Origin of the sequence: Amaricoccus macauensis, from assembly GCF_049800915.1 — a bacterium.
GTDB classification, from domain to species: domain Bacteria; phylum Pseudomonadota; class Alphaproteobacteria; order Rhodobacterales; family Rhodobacteraceae; genus Amaricoccus; species Amaricoccus macauensis_A.
On record NZ_JBNAFY010000003.1, the window covers coordinates 263,969 to 279,284 of the forward strand.

The window sequence follows — 15,316 nt, forward strand, 5'->3', positions numbered from 1 at the left end:
GCGCGCGTGGGCGCTGCGACCTATCCCTTCAGGATTTCGTCGACAAAGACCGGAAGGGTTTCGCTTGCCGGCCCGTAGAACTTCCGATCGAAGACATACGCGTTGTCGGATGGCTCCAAGTTGATCTCGCAGGTCTCCATTCCGAAACTCCTGGCAAGCTCGACATAGCCTGCTGCCGGGTAGACCGAGCCGGACGTGCCGACGGCAACGAACATCTCGGAGGCTTCGAGCGCGGCCTCGATTTCCTCCATGCCGTAGGGCATCTCGCCGAACCAGACCACGTCCGGTCGCAGCGAATTGTCGCGCCCGCAGGAAGGACAGGCGTCGAGGATCGACAGTTCTGTCTCGCATCGCGCTCGCGCTCCGCAGCGGGAACAGAGCGATTTCAGCAACTCACCATGCATGTGGTGCACGTGCCGGCTGCCCGCACGCTCATGCAGATCGTCGATATTCTGGGTGCAGAGAAAGACCCCTCCGCCCTGATCGGCCAAGCCCTTTTCCAGCCGGGCCAGCGCATGATGCGCGGCATTGGGTGCGGCTCCAAGCAGGTTGCGGCGGCGCAGGTTGTAGAAGTCGTGCACGGCAAGCGGATTGGCCGCAAAGGCCTCGGGTGTGGCGAGTTTCATCGGATCGAATTTCGACCAGATCCCGCCCTTGTCGCGAAACGTGCCGAGCCCGCTCTCGGCCGAGATCCCTGCTCCGGTCAGCACGAAGACGTGCATGTTTCTTCTCTCCCGCCGCTTTGCCCGATGAAGCCTGCGGCTCCCTGCGCCGTCAACCCCGCCACAAGTCGATCGGACAGGATCGTGGCCATTGAGATGCGTGCGAAATTGGGCTCTGCTCGCAGAAGGAAATGGGGGAGGAAAAACATGGCAAAGCTGGATACAACCGGCGGCGTGACGGGCGACACGCTTTTCGAACTGCGATACGCGCGAAGCCGGGACGATCTCTGGGGTATGCTGGATCGGCTCTACGGGACGCATCCGGGCTATCCTGCCTTCCGAAAGGCGCTCGACCGGGCGCTGAAGGTCGCATGGCGCGAGCGGGCCGACGACCTGAAGCTCCTGGACCTCAGGCGAGACCTCGAACCCGACTGGTTCCAGCGGCCAGACATGACCGGTTATTCCTTCTACATCGACCGCTTTGCCGGCGATCTCGAAGGGGTGGTGGAAAGGCTCGACTACCTGAAGGATCTCGGCGTCACCTACGTGCATTTCATGCCTTGCCTGAAGCCGCGCCCCGGTGACAGCGACGGCGGCTACTCGGTGATGGATTACCGCGCCATCAACCCGGCCTTCGGCACGATGGAAGACTTCGAAGCCGCGACCGCGGCCTGCCGGATGCGGGGCATCAGCGTCTGTGTCGATCTGGTCATCAACCATACCGCGAAGGAACACACCTGGGCTAAGAAGGCGCGCAAGGGCGACCCGACATACCTCGACTACTACCTGACCTTCCCCGATGACACGCTGCCGATGCAGTACGAGGAGACGCTGCTCGAGGTCTTTCCGGACAACGCGCCAGGCAATTTCACCTACTACGAAGATATGGGGCGCTGGGTCTGGACCACGTTCAACGAGCACCAGTGGGACCTGAACTGGGCCAATCCGCAGATCTTTCTCGAGATGACGAAGGTCATGCTTTTCCTTGCGAACCGGGGCGTGGAGATCCTCCGGCTCGATGCGGTCGCTTTCATCTGGAAGCGGATGGGGACGCGCTGTCAGTCGGAACCCGAATGCCACATGCTTCTGCAGGCGCTTCGGGCGGCCTGCCGCATCGTGGCGCCGTCGGTGATCCATCTCGAGGAAGCGATCGTGAGCCCCGAGGAGATGCTGCCCTATCTCGGGCGGGGCGAGCATGACGGCAAGGAAGGCAACCTCGCCTACCACAACTCGCTCATGGTGCAGTTCTGGTCGGCGCTGGCCGCGCGCGACACGCAGCTCATGACCCATGTGCTCGGCACGCATTTTCCGCCTGCCCTGACCAACGCGACCTACGCGACCTACCTGCGCTGTCACGACGATATCGGCTGGGCGGTGACGGATGCGGATGCCTCCGCGGTGGGCCTCAACGGGCCGATGCACCGCGCATTCCTGTCCGATTTCTACGAGGGCGACTTTGCCGGCTCCTTCGCGAAGGGCGAGCTATTCCAGGTCAACCCCGAGACCGGCGACAAGCGCATCAGCGGTTCCTGCGCGTCGCTCTGCGGGTTGGAGAAGGCGATCATGGCCGGAGATTCCGCCGGCGTCGACCGTGCCATCGACCGCATCCTCATGGGGCATGCGCTGATCGCGAGCTATGGAGGTGTGCCGCTGGTCTACATGGGTGACGAAATCGCGCTGCTCAACGACTACAGCTATCACGATGTGGCCGATCTCGCCCATGACAGCCGCTGGCTGCACCGGCCCCGGATGGACTGGGAGAGGGTGAGCGCTGCACAGGCGGATCGCGGCTCGCCCGAGGGCCGCGTTCTGTCCGGATTGCGAGAGATCTTCGCGCGCCGCGCCGCCTGCCTCGAACTGCACGCCCGCCATCCGACCGAGATCCTGCATACGGGGAACGCGCAACTCTTCGCCTTTGCCCGGCGCGCTCCTACCGGGGCGATGGTCTGCGTGTTCAACTTCGCCGAGACATGGACCTCGATCCCCGAGAACTGGGCAATGCAGCAAGGCGCGACACGGCGCCATGACGCACTGTCGGATGCCCCTGCCGGCGATGGGCACGGAGCCATTCCGCTACCGCCCTATGCACGGCTCTGGCTGAGATGATGGCCTGATTGTTTCAGGACAGTAATGGAAATCCTGCTGGTTTCACATTGTCGACACCTCTCGCGCTGTTCAGAAAAAATCCCGACCGAACCGGGATAGAAAGCGCGACGGAGTCAGGGAGCATTGGAGAACCAGAAATGCATCGGATAGCGTTAATCACGGCCGCACTCGGCCTCGCTGCTTGTAGCACGAGCAATCCCTACCAGGGCGGAACCTACGTGGATCCCCAAACCGCGCGGAACGTCAACTGTGGCGCCGGGGTGATTGGCGGGGCCGTCGTGGGAGGGATCCTGGGAAACCAGATCGGCGGGGGCAAGGGTCAGGACATCGCGACCGCCGCCGGAGCCACGGTCGGCGGGCTGCTTGGCGCTTCGCGGCAGGAATGTCAGCAGCAGCAGACCTACAATCATCCCGCCTACAACCAGCCGGCTTATAACGGCTATCAACGGACTTCGAATCCGGTGATCGTTGGCTACGACCAGTACGGTCGTCCGGTCTATCGCTGAGCGGCTCGACCCCGGGTTTCAAAACCACATGTCCGCCACGCGACGCCCGTCGCGTGGCAGGTCATCGAAGCTGTCGAGCCCATCGAAATGGTCTATTTCAAGCCGGGAAACCGCTTCCGGCTCATCCGCCATGCGGATGTTGACGGCCATCATGCCCTCGTCTTCCGGGTTGCCTCCAACGATCCTGTAGAAGGCCAGGCAGCCGCATGTGGGGCAGAAGTGATATTCGATCACGGGTCCGCGCGTGTATGCGTTGCTGAGGCCTGTTGTGGTGATCTGTTCGCCTGCCTTGCCATAGATCCAGAGTGCGCCATAGCGACGACAGATCGTGCAGTTGCAGGCGGTAGCCGACCCCGGATTGCCTTCGAATTTCCAGGTCACGCTTCCGCAGTGGCAGGATCCCGTGAGCATCGCGCTTTCCCTCTCGATTCCCCACCATTTTTTTAGGTCAGGATCGCGAGTCGGCAAAGACCTCGCGCACCCAATCGAGAAAGGCACGCAGCCGCAAGGGCGGATGGCGGTTCTGCGGGTAGAGGGCCGTGAGCGGCATGGGCGACGGCGGGAGGTCTGCGAGCACCTCCACGAGACGGCCGGCCTAGAGAGCATCGCCAAAGCGGTAACGCGGGGCCTGGATCAGGCCGTAGCCGAGGCCTGTCTAGATACTGACGAGATGGTCGGAGCGGGCAGCGGCCTGATGCTGTTCCATGGCGACGCGCCCGAAACCTGCCCAAACGAGGCGCGCCGCACCAGGATCCCCGCCCCGGTGCGGCGCTTGAGCCGCTGCCCTGTTCAAATGGTGTAATCGGTCAAACGCGTGTTCGAAAAATGGTTTGGTAACTTGAAGGTCGTGGGCAGCGACAAACTTGTGCCCGTGGCCGAGGCTTAGCGGCCGGGGCGCTCGCAGATCTGGCGGGCGCAGTTGCGACCGGTAAGCGTCTGCTCCTCGGCGGCGGGTTCCGCGTAGGTGGTGGCGTCGGTTGCCGTGATTCTAGCCTCTGCCACGAGGTTGGAGGCCGGTTTGACGGTCCGTGTCCGCTCGCCTGCATCACGGGCCGAGGCGATGGTGCTCATGCCGGCGGCAGTGATGAGAAGCGCGGTGAAGAATGCGGTCTTGAAGATGCGTGTCATGTCTATTGTCCCTTGAAACAGTCTCTGATCTCTCCGCCCCATCCGGCACTTGCTACTCGCTATACTCGTGTTCTTGCCGGGGGTTCGTGTCGTGAGGAGAAATTGCCTCAAGTGGGCGTGACGCTCTGTGAGGTTTCGCACGAGCCGGAAAAAAACGCGTTTGCCCTCCGATTTTCCTGTAAGCTCCCGGCAAGAAGAACGAGGGGCGCACCGTTCGGTCGCGTCGAGGACATGCGGGAGGCGCGGAAGGGCGAATGCAACTGAACGATGAGGAAATGGCGCATTTCATGGGCGTCGCGCGCGAGCGCTCGGTCGGGGCGGGAACCGAGCTTGTCGCGGCCCAGGATACGACCGACGAGGTCTTCGTGATCCTCGAGGGCATGGCGCGGGTCGCGGTGCATTCCGAAGACGGACGGATGATCGATTTCGCCGATGCAGGCCCCGGCGAACTGGTGGGTTTCATCGCGGCGCTCGACGGAGGCCCGCGGACGGCGAGCGTGATTGCGAAGGGACCGATGCGGATCGCCGTGTGCAACCGGCGCAGCTTCCTTCAGCTTCTCGATCAGCGCAGCTTTGCGGATGCGGTCATGAAGAGCCTCGTGAAGCAGATGCGCGGGCTGTCAGAGCGGGTGATCGAGTTCAGCACGCTTCTCGTGCGCGAACGGCTCCTGCGCGAGTTGTTGCGCCGGGCGCAGGCCGAGGATCAGGAAGCGACGGACGAGGGCGAGTCCGTGCGGCTGAGGCCGGCGCCGACGCATTTCGATCTGGCCGCACGGATCAGCACCCACCGCGAGGCGGTGTCGCGCGAAATGAGCGGGCTTTCGAAACGGGGTATCGTGAAGCGCGAAAAGGGCGATCTGGTGGTAGACACCGGCGCCTTGGAAGACGAACTCGACAGCCGGGATCTTTAGGGCTGCACCGGCTCAGAGGTCCGCTTCGGCAAAGACCTCCGCAACCCAATCGAGGAAGACACGCAGCCGAAGGGCCGTCTGCCGGTTCTGCGCATAGAGCGCGCTGAGCGGCAGAGGGTCCGGAGGAAAATCGGCCAGCACCTCGACGAGCCGACCTGCGCGGAGGTCTTCGGCGAAGCGGTAGCGCGGCGCCTGGATCAGGCCGTAGCCGAGGCAGGCGAGTTCCGCGACCGTCTCGGCCTCGTTGGCGGTGACGCGCGCGGGCAGCCGGATTTCATGCAGGCGCGCCCCCTCGCGAAACTCGAGCGGCACCACCTCGCCGGTGCGCGAAGAGACGAAGCCGACCATCCCGTGGCCGTCCAGATCGCCGGGGTGGCGCGGGGTGCCGTGGCGCGCGAGATAGGCGGGGCTTGCGCAGGTGATTTCCGGGATCATGGCAAGCCGTCGCGCAATCAGGCCGCTGTCCTCGAGCGTTCCGGCCCGGATCACGCAATCCACCCCTTCGCGAACCAGGTCGACCAGCCGGTCGCCCTGGCCCAGATGCAGGTCGATCCGCGGGTAGCGCGCGGTGAATTCGGGCAGGCGTGGCAGGAGGAAGCGCCGCGTCAGCACCCCATGAGCGTCGATGCGCAGAAGCCCATGGGGTTCCGCCGTGCTCAGGTCGGCCTCGGCCCGTTCAAGCGCCGCGAGGATATCGAGGCAGTTCCGGTAGTAGACCTCGCCATCGAGGGTCGGTGTGACGTGGCGCGTGGTCCGGTCCAGCAGCCGGGTGCCGAGCCGCGCCTCCAGCTGCTTAATCGCTTCCGTCGCGGTGGAACGCGCAAGCCCGAGATCACGCGCGGCCGCCGAGAAGCTGCGACGCTCGACGACCCGGATGAAGAGCTGCATACGGTCGAGCCGGTCCATCACCTTGTTCGCTAATGCCGAATTGTGAAGTCATAATTGATCGCATTGTTTTCGACATTCATGCAACCGATTTTGCATGGGCAAGGGAATCGAAGCAAAGGGAAGCCTCATGACACGAACAGCGATCATCACCGGCGCATCGCGCGGGATCGGCGCGGAAATCGCGGAAACACTGGCGCAGGACGGCTTCGCCGTCGTGGTCAACTATGCGCGCGGCAAGGATGCGGCAGATGCGGTTGTCTCGAAGATCGAGGCTGCGGGAGGACGAGCCATCGCAGTCCAGGCGGATCTCAGCGCGCCGGAGGGTGTGCGCCAGCTGTTCGACACGGCCGAACAGGAACTCGGCGGCGTGGACGTTCTGGTGAACAATGCAGGCGTCATGGCGCTTTCTCCGGTGGCCAAGACCACGGATGAGGCCTTCGAGGCGCATCTCTCGCTCAATGTCGGCGGGGTGTTCCGGGGCATGCGCGAGGCGGCCAACCGGCTGCGCGAAGGTGGTCGGATCATCAGCTTTTCCTCCAGTGTCGTCGGGCTCTACCAGCCCGGTTACGGCGTCTATGCCGCGACGAAAGCCGCAGTGGAGGCACTGACCCATGTGCTCGCCAAGGAGGTCGCGGCAAAAGGCATCACCGCCAACTGCGTGGCGCCCGGGCCGGTCGCGACGGAGCTCTTCCTGACCGGCAAGAGCGAGGACCTTGTGGCAGGTATCGCGAAGATGAACCCGTTCGGTCGCCTCGGCGAACCGGAGGACATCGCGCGCGTGGTCTCGTTCCTGGCGAGCCCGGAAAGCGGCTGGATCAATGGCCAGACGATCCGCGCCAACGGCGGCATGGTCTGACACGGAGAAGCAAAATGCCTTTCGTGAACATCAAGATCCCCGAAGCCGCGTTGAGCACTCCCCAGAAGGAAGAAGTCATTCATCGGGTCACGGACATGCTCGCCGAGTATTTCACCGAGGCCGCGCGGCCCCATACCATGGTTCTCATCGAGGAGGTGAAGGACGGCGGTTATGGCCGGGCCGACGCGGTCTATGTCACGCCGGCCCCTTTCCGCGCACGGGATTAGGCAAACCGCGCCCGGCCGGACGGGCGCTGCTCCTTGCCTTCCTGTTTGCCAAGCTCGCCAAACAAGATATAGCATCGCCCAATTCGCCCGCCTCTAGAGGTGGCGGGCCTTTGGAAAAGAGGTGCTCCATGGCCCAACCCCACGATCTCTTTGGCGATGATCCCGACTCCAAGGGATATGATGCGTCCGCCATCGAGGTGCTCGAGGGGCTGGAGCCGGTCCGCAAACGCCCCGGCATGTATATCGGCGGCACCGATGAGCGGGCACTTCACCATCTGGTTGCAGAAGTGCTCGACAACTCGATGGACGAAGCGGTGGCGGGTCACGCCAACCGGATCGAAGTGGAGCTTCACGGTGATTTTTCGGTAACCGTGCGCGACAACGGGCGCGGCATTCCGGTCGATCCGCATCCGCGCTTTCCCGACCGCTCGGCGCTGGAGGTGATCCTCTGCACGCTGCACGCGGGTGGCAAGTTCTCCGGCAAGGCCTACCAGACTTCCGGGGGTCTGCACGGCGTCGGCATCTCGGTGGTGAACGCCCTTTCGGATTTCGTTGCCGTCGAGGTTGCGCGTTCGAAGAAGCTCTACCGCCAGGAATTTTCGCGCGGGCTTCCGCAGGCCCCGCTCACGGAAGTGGGCCCGACCCAGAACCGGCGCGGCACGAGCGTGACCTTCCATCCGGACGCTCAGATCTTCGGGGCGGACGCCCGGTTCAAGCCCGCGCGGCTGATGAAGATGGTGCGCTCGAAGGCCTATCTCTTCTCGGGCGTCGAGATCCGCTGGAAATGCGATCCGGCCTGCATTGGCCCCAAGGACGACACGCCGGAAGCCGCGACCTTCCACTTTCCCGGAGGACTGGCGGATTACCTGGGCGAGCGGCTCGAAGGCGCGCAGTGCTATTCGGACGCTCCCTTTGCCGGAAAGGTCGAGTTTGCAGAGCGCTACGGGTCCGGGGCGATTGGCTCGGTGGAATGGGCGATCAACTGGACCCCGCAGCGCGATGCCTTCGTCTCGTCCTACTGCAACACGGTCCCGACGCCTGAGGGCGGCACCCACGAACAAGGCTTCTGGGCGGCACTCCTGAAGGGCATTCGGGCCTATGGCGAACTGGTGAACAACCGCAAGGCCGCGCAGATCACCCGCGACGACCTGATGGCGGGCGGCTCGGCCATGATCTCGGTCTTCATCGCGGAACCCGAATTCGTCGGTCAGACCAAGGACCGGCTGGCAACCCAGGAGGCTGCGCGGCTGGTGGAAGGGGCCGTGCGCGACCGGTTCGACAACTGGCTGGCTGCCGACACGAAGACCGCGGGCGCGATCCTCGACTACCTTGTCCTGAAGGCCGAGGAACGGGCACGGCGCCGGGCGGAGAAAGAAACCCAGCGCAAAACGGCGGTGAAGAAGCTGCGCCTGCCGGGCAAGCTCGCGGATTGCTCAGGCGCGACCAAGGGCGGCTCCGAGCTTTTCCTCGTCGAGGGCGACAGCGCGGGGGGGTCGGCGAAACAGGCGCGAAACCGGAAAACGCAGGCCGTTCTGCCGCTTCGGGGCAAGATCCTGAACGTGCTGGGGGCGGCCTCGTCGAAGATGATGGCGAACCAGGAGCTGAGCGATCTTTGCCAGGCGATGGGGGTCCAGACCGGCTCGCGCTTCAACCTCGCGGACCTGCGCTACGAGCGGATCATCATCATGACGGACGCCGATGTGGACGGGGCGCATATCGCCTCGCTGCTCATGACGTTCTTCTTCACGCAGATGCGGCCACTCATAGATCACGGGCATCTGTTCCTCGCGGCACCGCCGCTCTACCGTCTGACGCAGGGCGCGAAATCCGTTTATGTTCAGACAGATGCAGAGAAAGACGCGCTGCTGGAGAAGGGCCTTGGCGGGCGGGGCAAGATCGAGGTCTCCCGTTTCAAGGGCCTGGGCGAGATGATGCCCGCGCAGCTCAAGGAGACCACCATGAGCCCGGACAGTCGGACCCTCATCCGGGTGACGGTGACGCTGCCGGACGACGAGGATGGCGAGGACGACACGGCCGGGCTGGTGGAACGGCTGATGGGCAAGAAGCCCGAAATGCGCTTCCAGTATATTCAGGAAAACGCGCAATTCGCGGAGGATCTGGACGTCTGATTTCGCAGGCTCCGGGCAGGAAATCGGTATATGCAAACAATATGCATTCCATGCATATTTCATGCATATGATTTTGTGGCCACGCCCCGGGCACTGAAATCGGGTCAACGTTCAATTTGGCACATTTCCGTGCCGTGCCGAACGCCGCAGTGCGGCCCCGGTGCTCTTGCGCAAGCCCCGCCCCTTGGGCCAAGCGCGATTGCGCCCACCTTCGGGGCGCGCGCGATCGGCGGGCAGTGGTCCTTCAGGTCGTCTCGCGCGTGGTCTGGGCGGACATCTGGCTCAACATCAGATCGCAGACCCTGCGGAAATAAGCATCGTTGAGCTCGCGCTCCGTGAAGTCGCGCCGGTGGGACGAGGCCTTGATACGCGCGACCATGGCATCGGTGATGGCCCGGGGATCGGGATTTCCCCGCGCGAAGATGGCCGGGTCGGACAGGGCTTCCGGGGCGACCTGCCAGAAGATCGCCTTGGCATCATCGATGGCGTAGCCGGGATGGGTCATGGCCTCGGCCTCTTCGGCGACTTTCGCCATCTGGCGGGCGAGCGGGTTGAGGCCACGCTCGCGCAGGAGGCCCCTGAGCGCGGCGTCATCCCGGGCGAGGGCGAGGAGGGCTTCTCTCTTGTGGAAGGTGGCAGGGTCGCCGGCGAGTGCGCGCGCGGCGAGCAGGAGGCGCGCGACTTTCAGGAATGACGTGATCTCGAATGCGGCCAAACCAATGCCCTCCGACGGGACAAAGGTCCGTGGAAGAGTGATTTGTGTCAAGGCTGGGGGCACGGTGCGCAGCACCGGATCGCGCACGCCCCGCCCCCACGGGCGGGCGCGACTGCGCTCACCTTCGGACCGTGCGAGATCGCCGGGCGGAAGTCCTTCAGATCGTCCGGGGCGCGGGCCACGCCTTTGGTGCCCACCTTCGGGGTGAGTGCGCTGCTTCGTCCAAGGCCCGACCGACCCGACATGACAATCAAAGTTAATGCGCAGTGAAACTGCGTGAAATTCATTGACCCGCGGCAATAGTATTTGATTAACGTTTGTTAACACGAAATAGTGTGCAAGGCGGATCGGGGGATCCGGTGGTTTTCGCAAATTTCTTGCGTCGGGTGGGGACAGTTCAGAATGGCTACTATTGATCTCGAGGGCGGCGTTGCGCCGGAAGGCACGTCCAGTTCCAGCAATTATCTCGTCTGGACCTTCGATGTTTCGGGCGCGCAAACCAGCGATGTCCGGATCTACTACCGGTTCCTGACCGACACCGCCTATGTGGGCACGGATACTTCCGCCGCCTACGACAGCTATGTCACCATCGACACCGACGAGACCTCGGAAAGCGTGCGCCTGCGGGTGACGGCGGATGCGCTTGCGGAGCACGACGAGGCGGTGGTGCTCGAGGCCTACAGCGTCTCGGCGGGGAACAACTTCATCTATTCCGGGCCGGTGATGCGCTCGGTCGGCTGGATCCTCGACGATGACGGGGTGAACGAGAAGCGCGCGCTGCATGTCTCGCGCCCCATCGTGGCGGAAGGCGACAATGGCCGCACCGATGCGGTCTTCGAGCTTTCGCTCTCCCGCCCCGCGGATGGCAACATCACGGTGGATTACGAGACGGTGGACGGCTCGGCCATCGCCGGCGAGGACTACATCGCGAAGAGCGGCTCGGTGACGTTTCTCGACGGCGAGGATACCGCGACGGTCACGGTCAGGATCAAGGGCGACACCGATATCGAGCCGGTGGAGGGCTTCACCCTGGCGGTGGATGCGCCCGAGGATATCGTGGATGTCTCCATCGGCGAGGCGGAAATCCTCGACGATGACGCGGCGGCCGATGCGGGCATGCCCTCGGTGCATGTGAGCGGGTCGGCGCGGCCCGAGGGCACCGGGTCGAGCGCCAACTACGCGAATTGGGCGATCACGCTGAGCGAGGCGGCGACGGGCACGGTGCGGGTCTACTACCGGACCTTCTCCGACACCGCCCTCGACGGCTATTATTATGCCGGCGCGGACGTGCAGCACGTGGATTCCTACGTGACCTTCGATCCGGGCGAGACCAGCCAGACCGTGCGTGCGCGCATCAACGCCGACGCGCTGACCGAGACCGACGAGGCGGTGACGCTGGAGGTCTACAACGTGAGCGGCGGGCCGAAGCTTGCCAATGATGTGCCCTATCTCTCGGCGACGAGCTGGATCCTCGACGACGACGGCATCACCGACAAGCTGGCGATGGTGGTCCGGAGCCCGACGGTGAACGAGGGGCACAAGGGCGAGCGCAACGCGGAGTTCGAGTTCGAGCTGTCCCGGCCCGCGACGGAGACGATGACCGTCGACTACAAGACGGTGGACGGATCGGCCAAGGCGGGTGTCGATTACGAGAAGACCAAGGGCAGCGTGACCTTCGTGGAGGGCCAGACCAAGGCCTCGGTTGCGGTGAAGATCCTCGGCGACAAGGATTTCGAGGCGAGCGAGCATTTCTCGCTCTCGATCGATGCGCCCTCGGAGATTGCCTCGATTTCCAACCACATCGCCACGATCCTCGACGACGATGCCGCCGCGGATGACGGGATGCCGACGGTTTCGGTCGATGGTTCGCACAGCCCCGAGGGCACGTCCTCGCAGTATCTCTACTGGACGATCAGCCTTTCGGAGCCGCCGACCGGCCCGGTGGACGTGGAATACCGCTTCCTTTCGCGCGAGGGGATCATCGGTTCGGACACCTATACCTCCTCCTACAGCGGCACGGCGCGGTTCCAGGCGGGCGAGACCTCGAAGATCGTCTCGCTGCGGCTGATCGACGACACGGTTTCGGAGACCGACGAGACGATCACGCTCGAGGCGTTCAACGTCACGGGCGGGGCGAAGCTGGAGAACGGCGCGCCTGTCCTGCGGGCCGACAGCTGGATCATGGACGACGACGGGACGACCAACAAGCTGGCACTTGCGGTTTCCGAGCCGACGGTGACCGAGACCGGGCTCGATGACCGGCACATCTCCGTCAATGTCTCGCTGTCGCGGGCGGCCACCAGCACGTTCTCGGTGGATTACCGAACGGTCGACGGCACGGCGAAGTCCGGCAAGGACTACGTCAAGAAGAAGGGCACGCTTACCTTCGAGGAGGGGCAGCGCGAGGCCTCCTTCAGCCTCAAGGTTCTGGGCGACGCGAAGCTGGAGACGCCGGAGACCTTCCGGATCGCGATCGATGCGCCGGGTGCCGTGGCCGATGTGCAGTCGGGCACGGTGACGATCCATGACGGTTCGATCACCGGCTCGACGGAGGATGACAGCCTGTCGGGCACGAAGGGGTCGGACGCGATCTTCGGGGACGATGGCAACGATCGCATCACCGGGCTGGCGGGCGACGATGCGCTGGCGGGGGGCAACGGGAAGGACGAGATCCTCGGCGGCGACGGGAATGACGAGATCCTCGGCGACAAGGGCAAGGACACCCTGAAGGGCAACAACGGCAACGACAAGATCTTCGGTGGCAAGAGCAACGACAAGATCTCCGGGGGCAAGGGCAAGGACACGATCAAGGGCGGCGCTGGCGACGACAAGATCGAGGGCGGACAGGGCCGCGACAAGCTGCAGGGCGATGACGGGTCCGACATTTTCATCTTCAAGTCCGCCGAAGAGGCCGGCAACAAGGACAACCGCGACCTGATCACCGATTTCAAGCGCGGCAAGGACATCGTGGATCTCAGCAAGATCGACGCCAACGAGCGCAAGTCCGGCGATCAGAAGTTCGACTTCATCGGCAAGGACAGCTTCTCGGGCGACAAGGGCGAGCTGCGGATGAAGAACGGTGTGCTCTCGGGCGATATCGACGGCGACAAGACGGCCGATTTCCAGATCGAACTCGACGGAATCCTCAACCTCTCGAAGGACGATCTGATCCTCTGAGGCTGCAGGATCGGGGCGGGCCGGGGGACCGGCCTGGCCCTTCCCCGTTCTGCCGCGCGTTAGGCATGTGATGCGACAACGGGTTGCGGGCTTGCCAGTTTTACCGAATTTCAAACTGTTTGTAGCATCTCTGCGGCGTATTTCCGTGTAGTAAGAGGTTACAGCATGTCGGATCAGGCTCTTGGGGGCGCGCAAGGTGGCCGACATGTGGGTTGGGTCTTTTCGGTGCACGGATCGCGGGCCCGTGTGGCCCTGCCCGAGCCCACGGTCGGCGCCGAGGACCAGAGCCAGAGGGCGACGGTGGGCAAGCTTCTCGCCATCCGGGGCCGGGGCGTGACCCTCATCGGCATGATCACGGAAGTCAGCGTCGATCCCGAGACGGAACGGGGCGGCGCGAAGGCCCATGCCCTGGCGCAGCTCGACCTGATGGGGGAGATCCTGACATCCGAAGGTGCATCGCGTTTCCGGCGTGGCGTGCGCGACTATCCGGCCATCGGCGATCCGGTGGAGATGATCGGACACGAGGAGCTGAACCTCATCTTCGCCACCGGCGGGCAGCGGTCGATCCGGATCGGGCAGATCACCGAGGCGGAATCGACACCGGCCTATGTGGACGTGGACCAGATGCTTTCGAAGCATTTCGCCATCGTGGGCTCCACCGGCGTCGGCAAGTCGAGCGCGACCACGAAGATTCTCAACGAGATGACCGAGAGCCGCAAGGATCTGCGGGTGCTGATGCTTGACGTGCACAACGAGTATACACAGGCTTTCGGGGCGCGCGCCACGGCCATCGGGGCGCAGAACCTGCACCTGCCCTACTGGCTGTTCAATTTCGAGGAGATCACGGATGTGATCTATGGCGGCAAGCCGGCCGCACCCGAGGAGGTCGAGATCCTGCAGGAGCTCATTCCGGTGGCGAAGGGGCTCTATGCCAGCCAATCCTCCGCGGAAGGTCCGACCATCGAGAAACGCCGGCCGCGACACAACGGTTTCACCGCCGACACGCCCTCGCCCTACCAGATCGGCGACCTGATCCAGCTCATTGACGAGCGGATGGGCAAGCTGGAGAACCGCTCCTCGCGGATGAACCACAACCGGCTGATGATGCGGGTGGACGCCATCCGCAACGATCCGCGCCACCAGTTCATGTTCAAGAACGCGATTGCCGGCGGCGACACGATGGCGCAGGTGATCGGCCAGCTTTTCGGGCTGGAGACGGCCGAACGACAGATCACCGTGCTGCAGCTTGCGAGCCTGCCCGACGAGGTGGTGGATGCCGTGGTCTGCGTGGTGTCGCGGCTGGCCTTCGATTTCGCGCTGTGGTCCGACGGGGCGCTGCCGCTGCTGCTCATCTGCGAGGAGGCACATCGCTATGCCTCCTCCGACCATCACTCGGGCTTCGCCCCGGCGCGGCGGGCGCTCAAGCGCATTGCCCGCGAGGGACGGAAATACGGCGTGCATCTCGGGCTGGTCTCCCAGCGCCCTGCGGAAATCGATCCGACAATCGTTTCCCAGTGCGGCACGTTCTTCGTGATGCGGATGACGAACGACAACGACCAGGCGCTCTTGCGCTCGGCGGTCTCGGAAGCGGCGGCGAACCTGCTGTCCTTCGTGCCCTCGCTCGGAGAGCGCGAGGTGGTTGCGATGGGCGAGGGCCTGCCGCTGCCGACGCGCTTCATCGTGGACACGGTTCCGCAGGAGGGACTGCCGTGCAGCGACATGGGCTCGCGCGGCGAGAAGCAGGCGCCGGGCTCCTACCAGGAGATCGTGCAGACGGCGATTCAGCGCTGGCGCAACGCGACAACGAGCGACGTGCGCCGGGACAGGGATCTGGCGGGAAGGCCGCCGGTGGCGCGCCGCCGGGTGGAGGCCCCGCAGCAGAACACGCTCGCCATGGGGCTGCGGTCGCTTTCGGATGGCGGCGCGGCGGGGGTCTCTTCCGGGACGTCGCCTCTGGAGGGGGGAACCGGCGGGAACGGGTATGTTCCGCTTCGGCGCTGAGGGGTGAAAC

At 64.2% G+C, this 15,316-nt stretch carries 14 protein-coding genes; 9 read left to right on the plus strand and 5 right to left on the minus strand.

From position 1 onward, the window contains the following. Positions 1-20 precede the first annotated feature (20 nt). Complete coding sequence (locus tag ACP15W_RS09000; RefSeq protein ID WP_424932541.1) at positions 21-722, minus strand: NAD-dependent deacylase; 702 nt, start codon at positions 720-722, stop codon at positions 21-23. Positions 723-869: 147 nt separating this feature from the next. On the opposite strand from ACP15W_RS09000, the gene ACP15W_RS09005 reads away from it, so the two are divergent. Next, the gene (locus ACP15W_RS09005; RefSeq protein ID WP_424932542.1) at positions 870-2,768 is read left to right on the plus strand and encodes an alpha-amylase family protein; all 1,899 of its coding nucleotides are present in this window, start codon (positions 870-872) and stop codon (positions 2,766-2,768) included. 137 nt (positions 2,769-2,905) lie between these two features. Then, a complete protein-coding gene (locus ACP15W_RS09010; RefSeq protein ID WP_424932543.1) occupies positions 2,906-3,274 on the plus strand; it encodes a glycine zipper 2TM domain-containing protein in 369 nt (122 codons plus the stop codon). Positions 3,275-3,292: 18 nt separating this feature from the next. Here the strand turns inward: ACP15W_RS09010 and ACP15W_RS09015 are convergent, their stop codons facing one another. Further along, a complete protein-coding gene (locus tag ACP15W_RS09015) occupies positions 3,293-3,685 on the minus strand; it encodes a GFA family protein (protein ID WP_424932544.1) in 393 nt (130 codons plus the stop codon). On the opposite strand from ACP15W_RS09015, the gene ACP15W_RS09020 reads away from it, so the two are divergent. After that, positions 3,678-4,076 (plus strand): hypothetical protein, encoded by a 399-nt coding sequence (locus ACP15W_RS09020; RefSeq protein ID WP_424932545.1) that lies wholly within the window; start codon positions 3,678-3,680, stop codon positions 4,074-4,076. The two genes, ACP15W_RS09015 and ACP15W_RS09020, sit on opposite strands and share 8 nt — an antisense overlap. An 80-nt stretch (positions 4,077-4,156) precedes the next feature. On the opposite strand, the gene ACP15W_RS09025 is transcribed toward ACP15W_RS09020, so the two are convergent. Then, positions 4,157-4,402 (minus strand): hypothetical protein, encoded by a 246-nt coding sequence (locus ACP15W_RS09025; RefSeq protein WP_424932546.1) that lies wholly within the window; start codon positions 4,400-4,402, stop codon positions 4,157-4,159. Positions 4,403-4,656: 254 nt separating this feature from the next. Here ACP15W_RS09025 and ACP15W_RS09030 point away from each other — a divergent pair, with 254 nt between their 5' ends. Further along, positions 4,657-5,313: a Crp/Fnr family transcriptional regulator gene (locus ACP15W_RS09030; protein ID WP_424932547.1), complete on the plus strand. Its 657-nt coding sequence runs from the start codon at positions 4,657-4,659 to the stop codon at positions 5,311-5,313. A 12-nt stretch (positions 5,314-5,325) separates the two neighbouring features. Here ACP15W_RS09030 and ACP15W_RS09035 read toward each other — a convergent pair whose 3' ends face one another. Next, the gene (locus ACP15W_RS09035; protein WP_424932548.1) at positions 5,326-6,219 is read right to left on the minus strand and encodes a LysR family transcriptional regulator; all 894 of its coding nucleotides are present in this window, start codon (positions 6,217-6,219) and stop codon (positions 5,326-5,328) included. Between the two features lie 109 nt (positions 6,220-6,328). Between ACP15W_RS09035 and ACP15W_RS09040 the strand changes: the two genes are divergently transcribed. From ACP15W_RS09040 to parE, 3 genes are all read left to right on the plus strand, one after another. Further along, the gene (locus tag ACP15W_RS09040; protein WP_424932549.1) at positions 6,329-7,057 is read left to right on the plus strand and encodes an SDR family oxidoreductase; all 729 of its coding nucleotides are present in this window, start codon (positions 6,329-6,331) and stop codon (positions 7,055-7,057) included. A 14-nt stretch (positions 7,058-7,071) separates the two neighbouring features. Then, a complete protein-coding gene (locus tag ACP15W_RS09045; protein WP_424932550.1) occupies positions 7,072-7,284 on the plus strand; it encodes a tautomerase family protein in 213 nt (70 codons plus the stop codon). A 128-nt stretch (positions 7,285-7,412) separates the two neighbouring features. Then, entirely contained in the window at positions 7,413-9,413 is a 2,001-nt protein-coding gene (parE, locus tag ACP15W_RS09050; protein ID WP_424932551.1) for a DNA topoisomerase IV subunit B, read from the plus strand. A 244-nt stretch (positions 9,414-9,657) separates the two neighbouring features. On the opposite strand, the gene ACP15W_RS09055 is transcribed toward parE, so the two are convergent. Further along, positions 9,658-10,128 carry a hypothetical protein gene (locus ACP15W_RS09055; RefSeq protein ID WP_424932552.1) on the minus strand — a complete coding sequence of 157 codons (471 nt, stop codon included), beginning with the start codon at positions 10,126-10,128 and terminating at the stop codon, positions 9,658-9,660. A 402-nt stretch (positions 10,129-10,530) separates the two neighbouring features. Between ACP15W_RS09055 and ACP15W_RS09060 the strand changes: the two genes are divergently transcribed. Further along, positions 10,531-13,305, plus strand: coding sequence for a Calx-beta domain-containing protein (locus tag ACP15W_RS09060; protein ID WP_424932553.1), 2,775 nt, complete (start codon positions 10,531-10,533; stop codon positions 13,303-13,305). Positions 13,306-13,470: 165 nt separating this feature from the next. Further along, positions 13,471-15,306 carry an ATP-binding protein gene (locus ACP15W_RS09065; RefSeq protein WP_424932554.1) on the plus strand — a complete coding sequence of 612 codons (1,836 nt, stop codon included), beginning with the start codon at positions 13,471-13,473 and terminating at the stop codon, positions 15,304-15,306. The last annotated feature ends 10 nt before the right edge of the window (positions 15,307-15,316 follow it).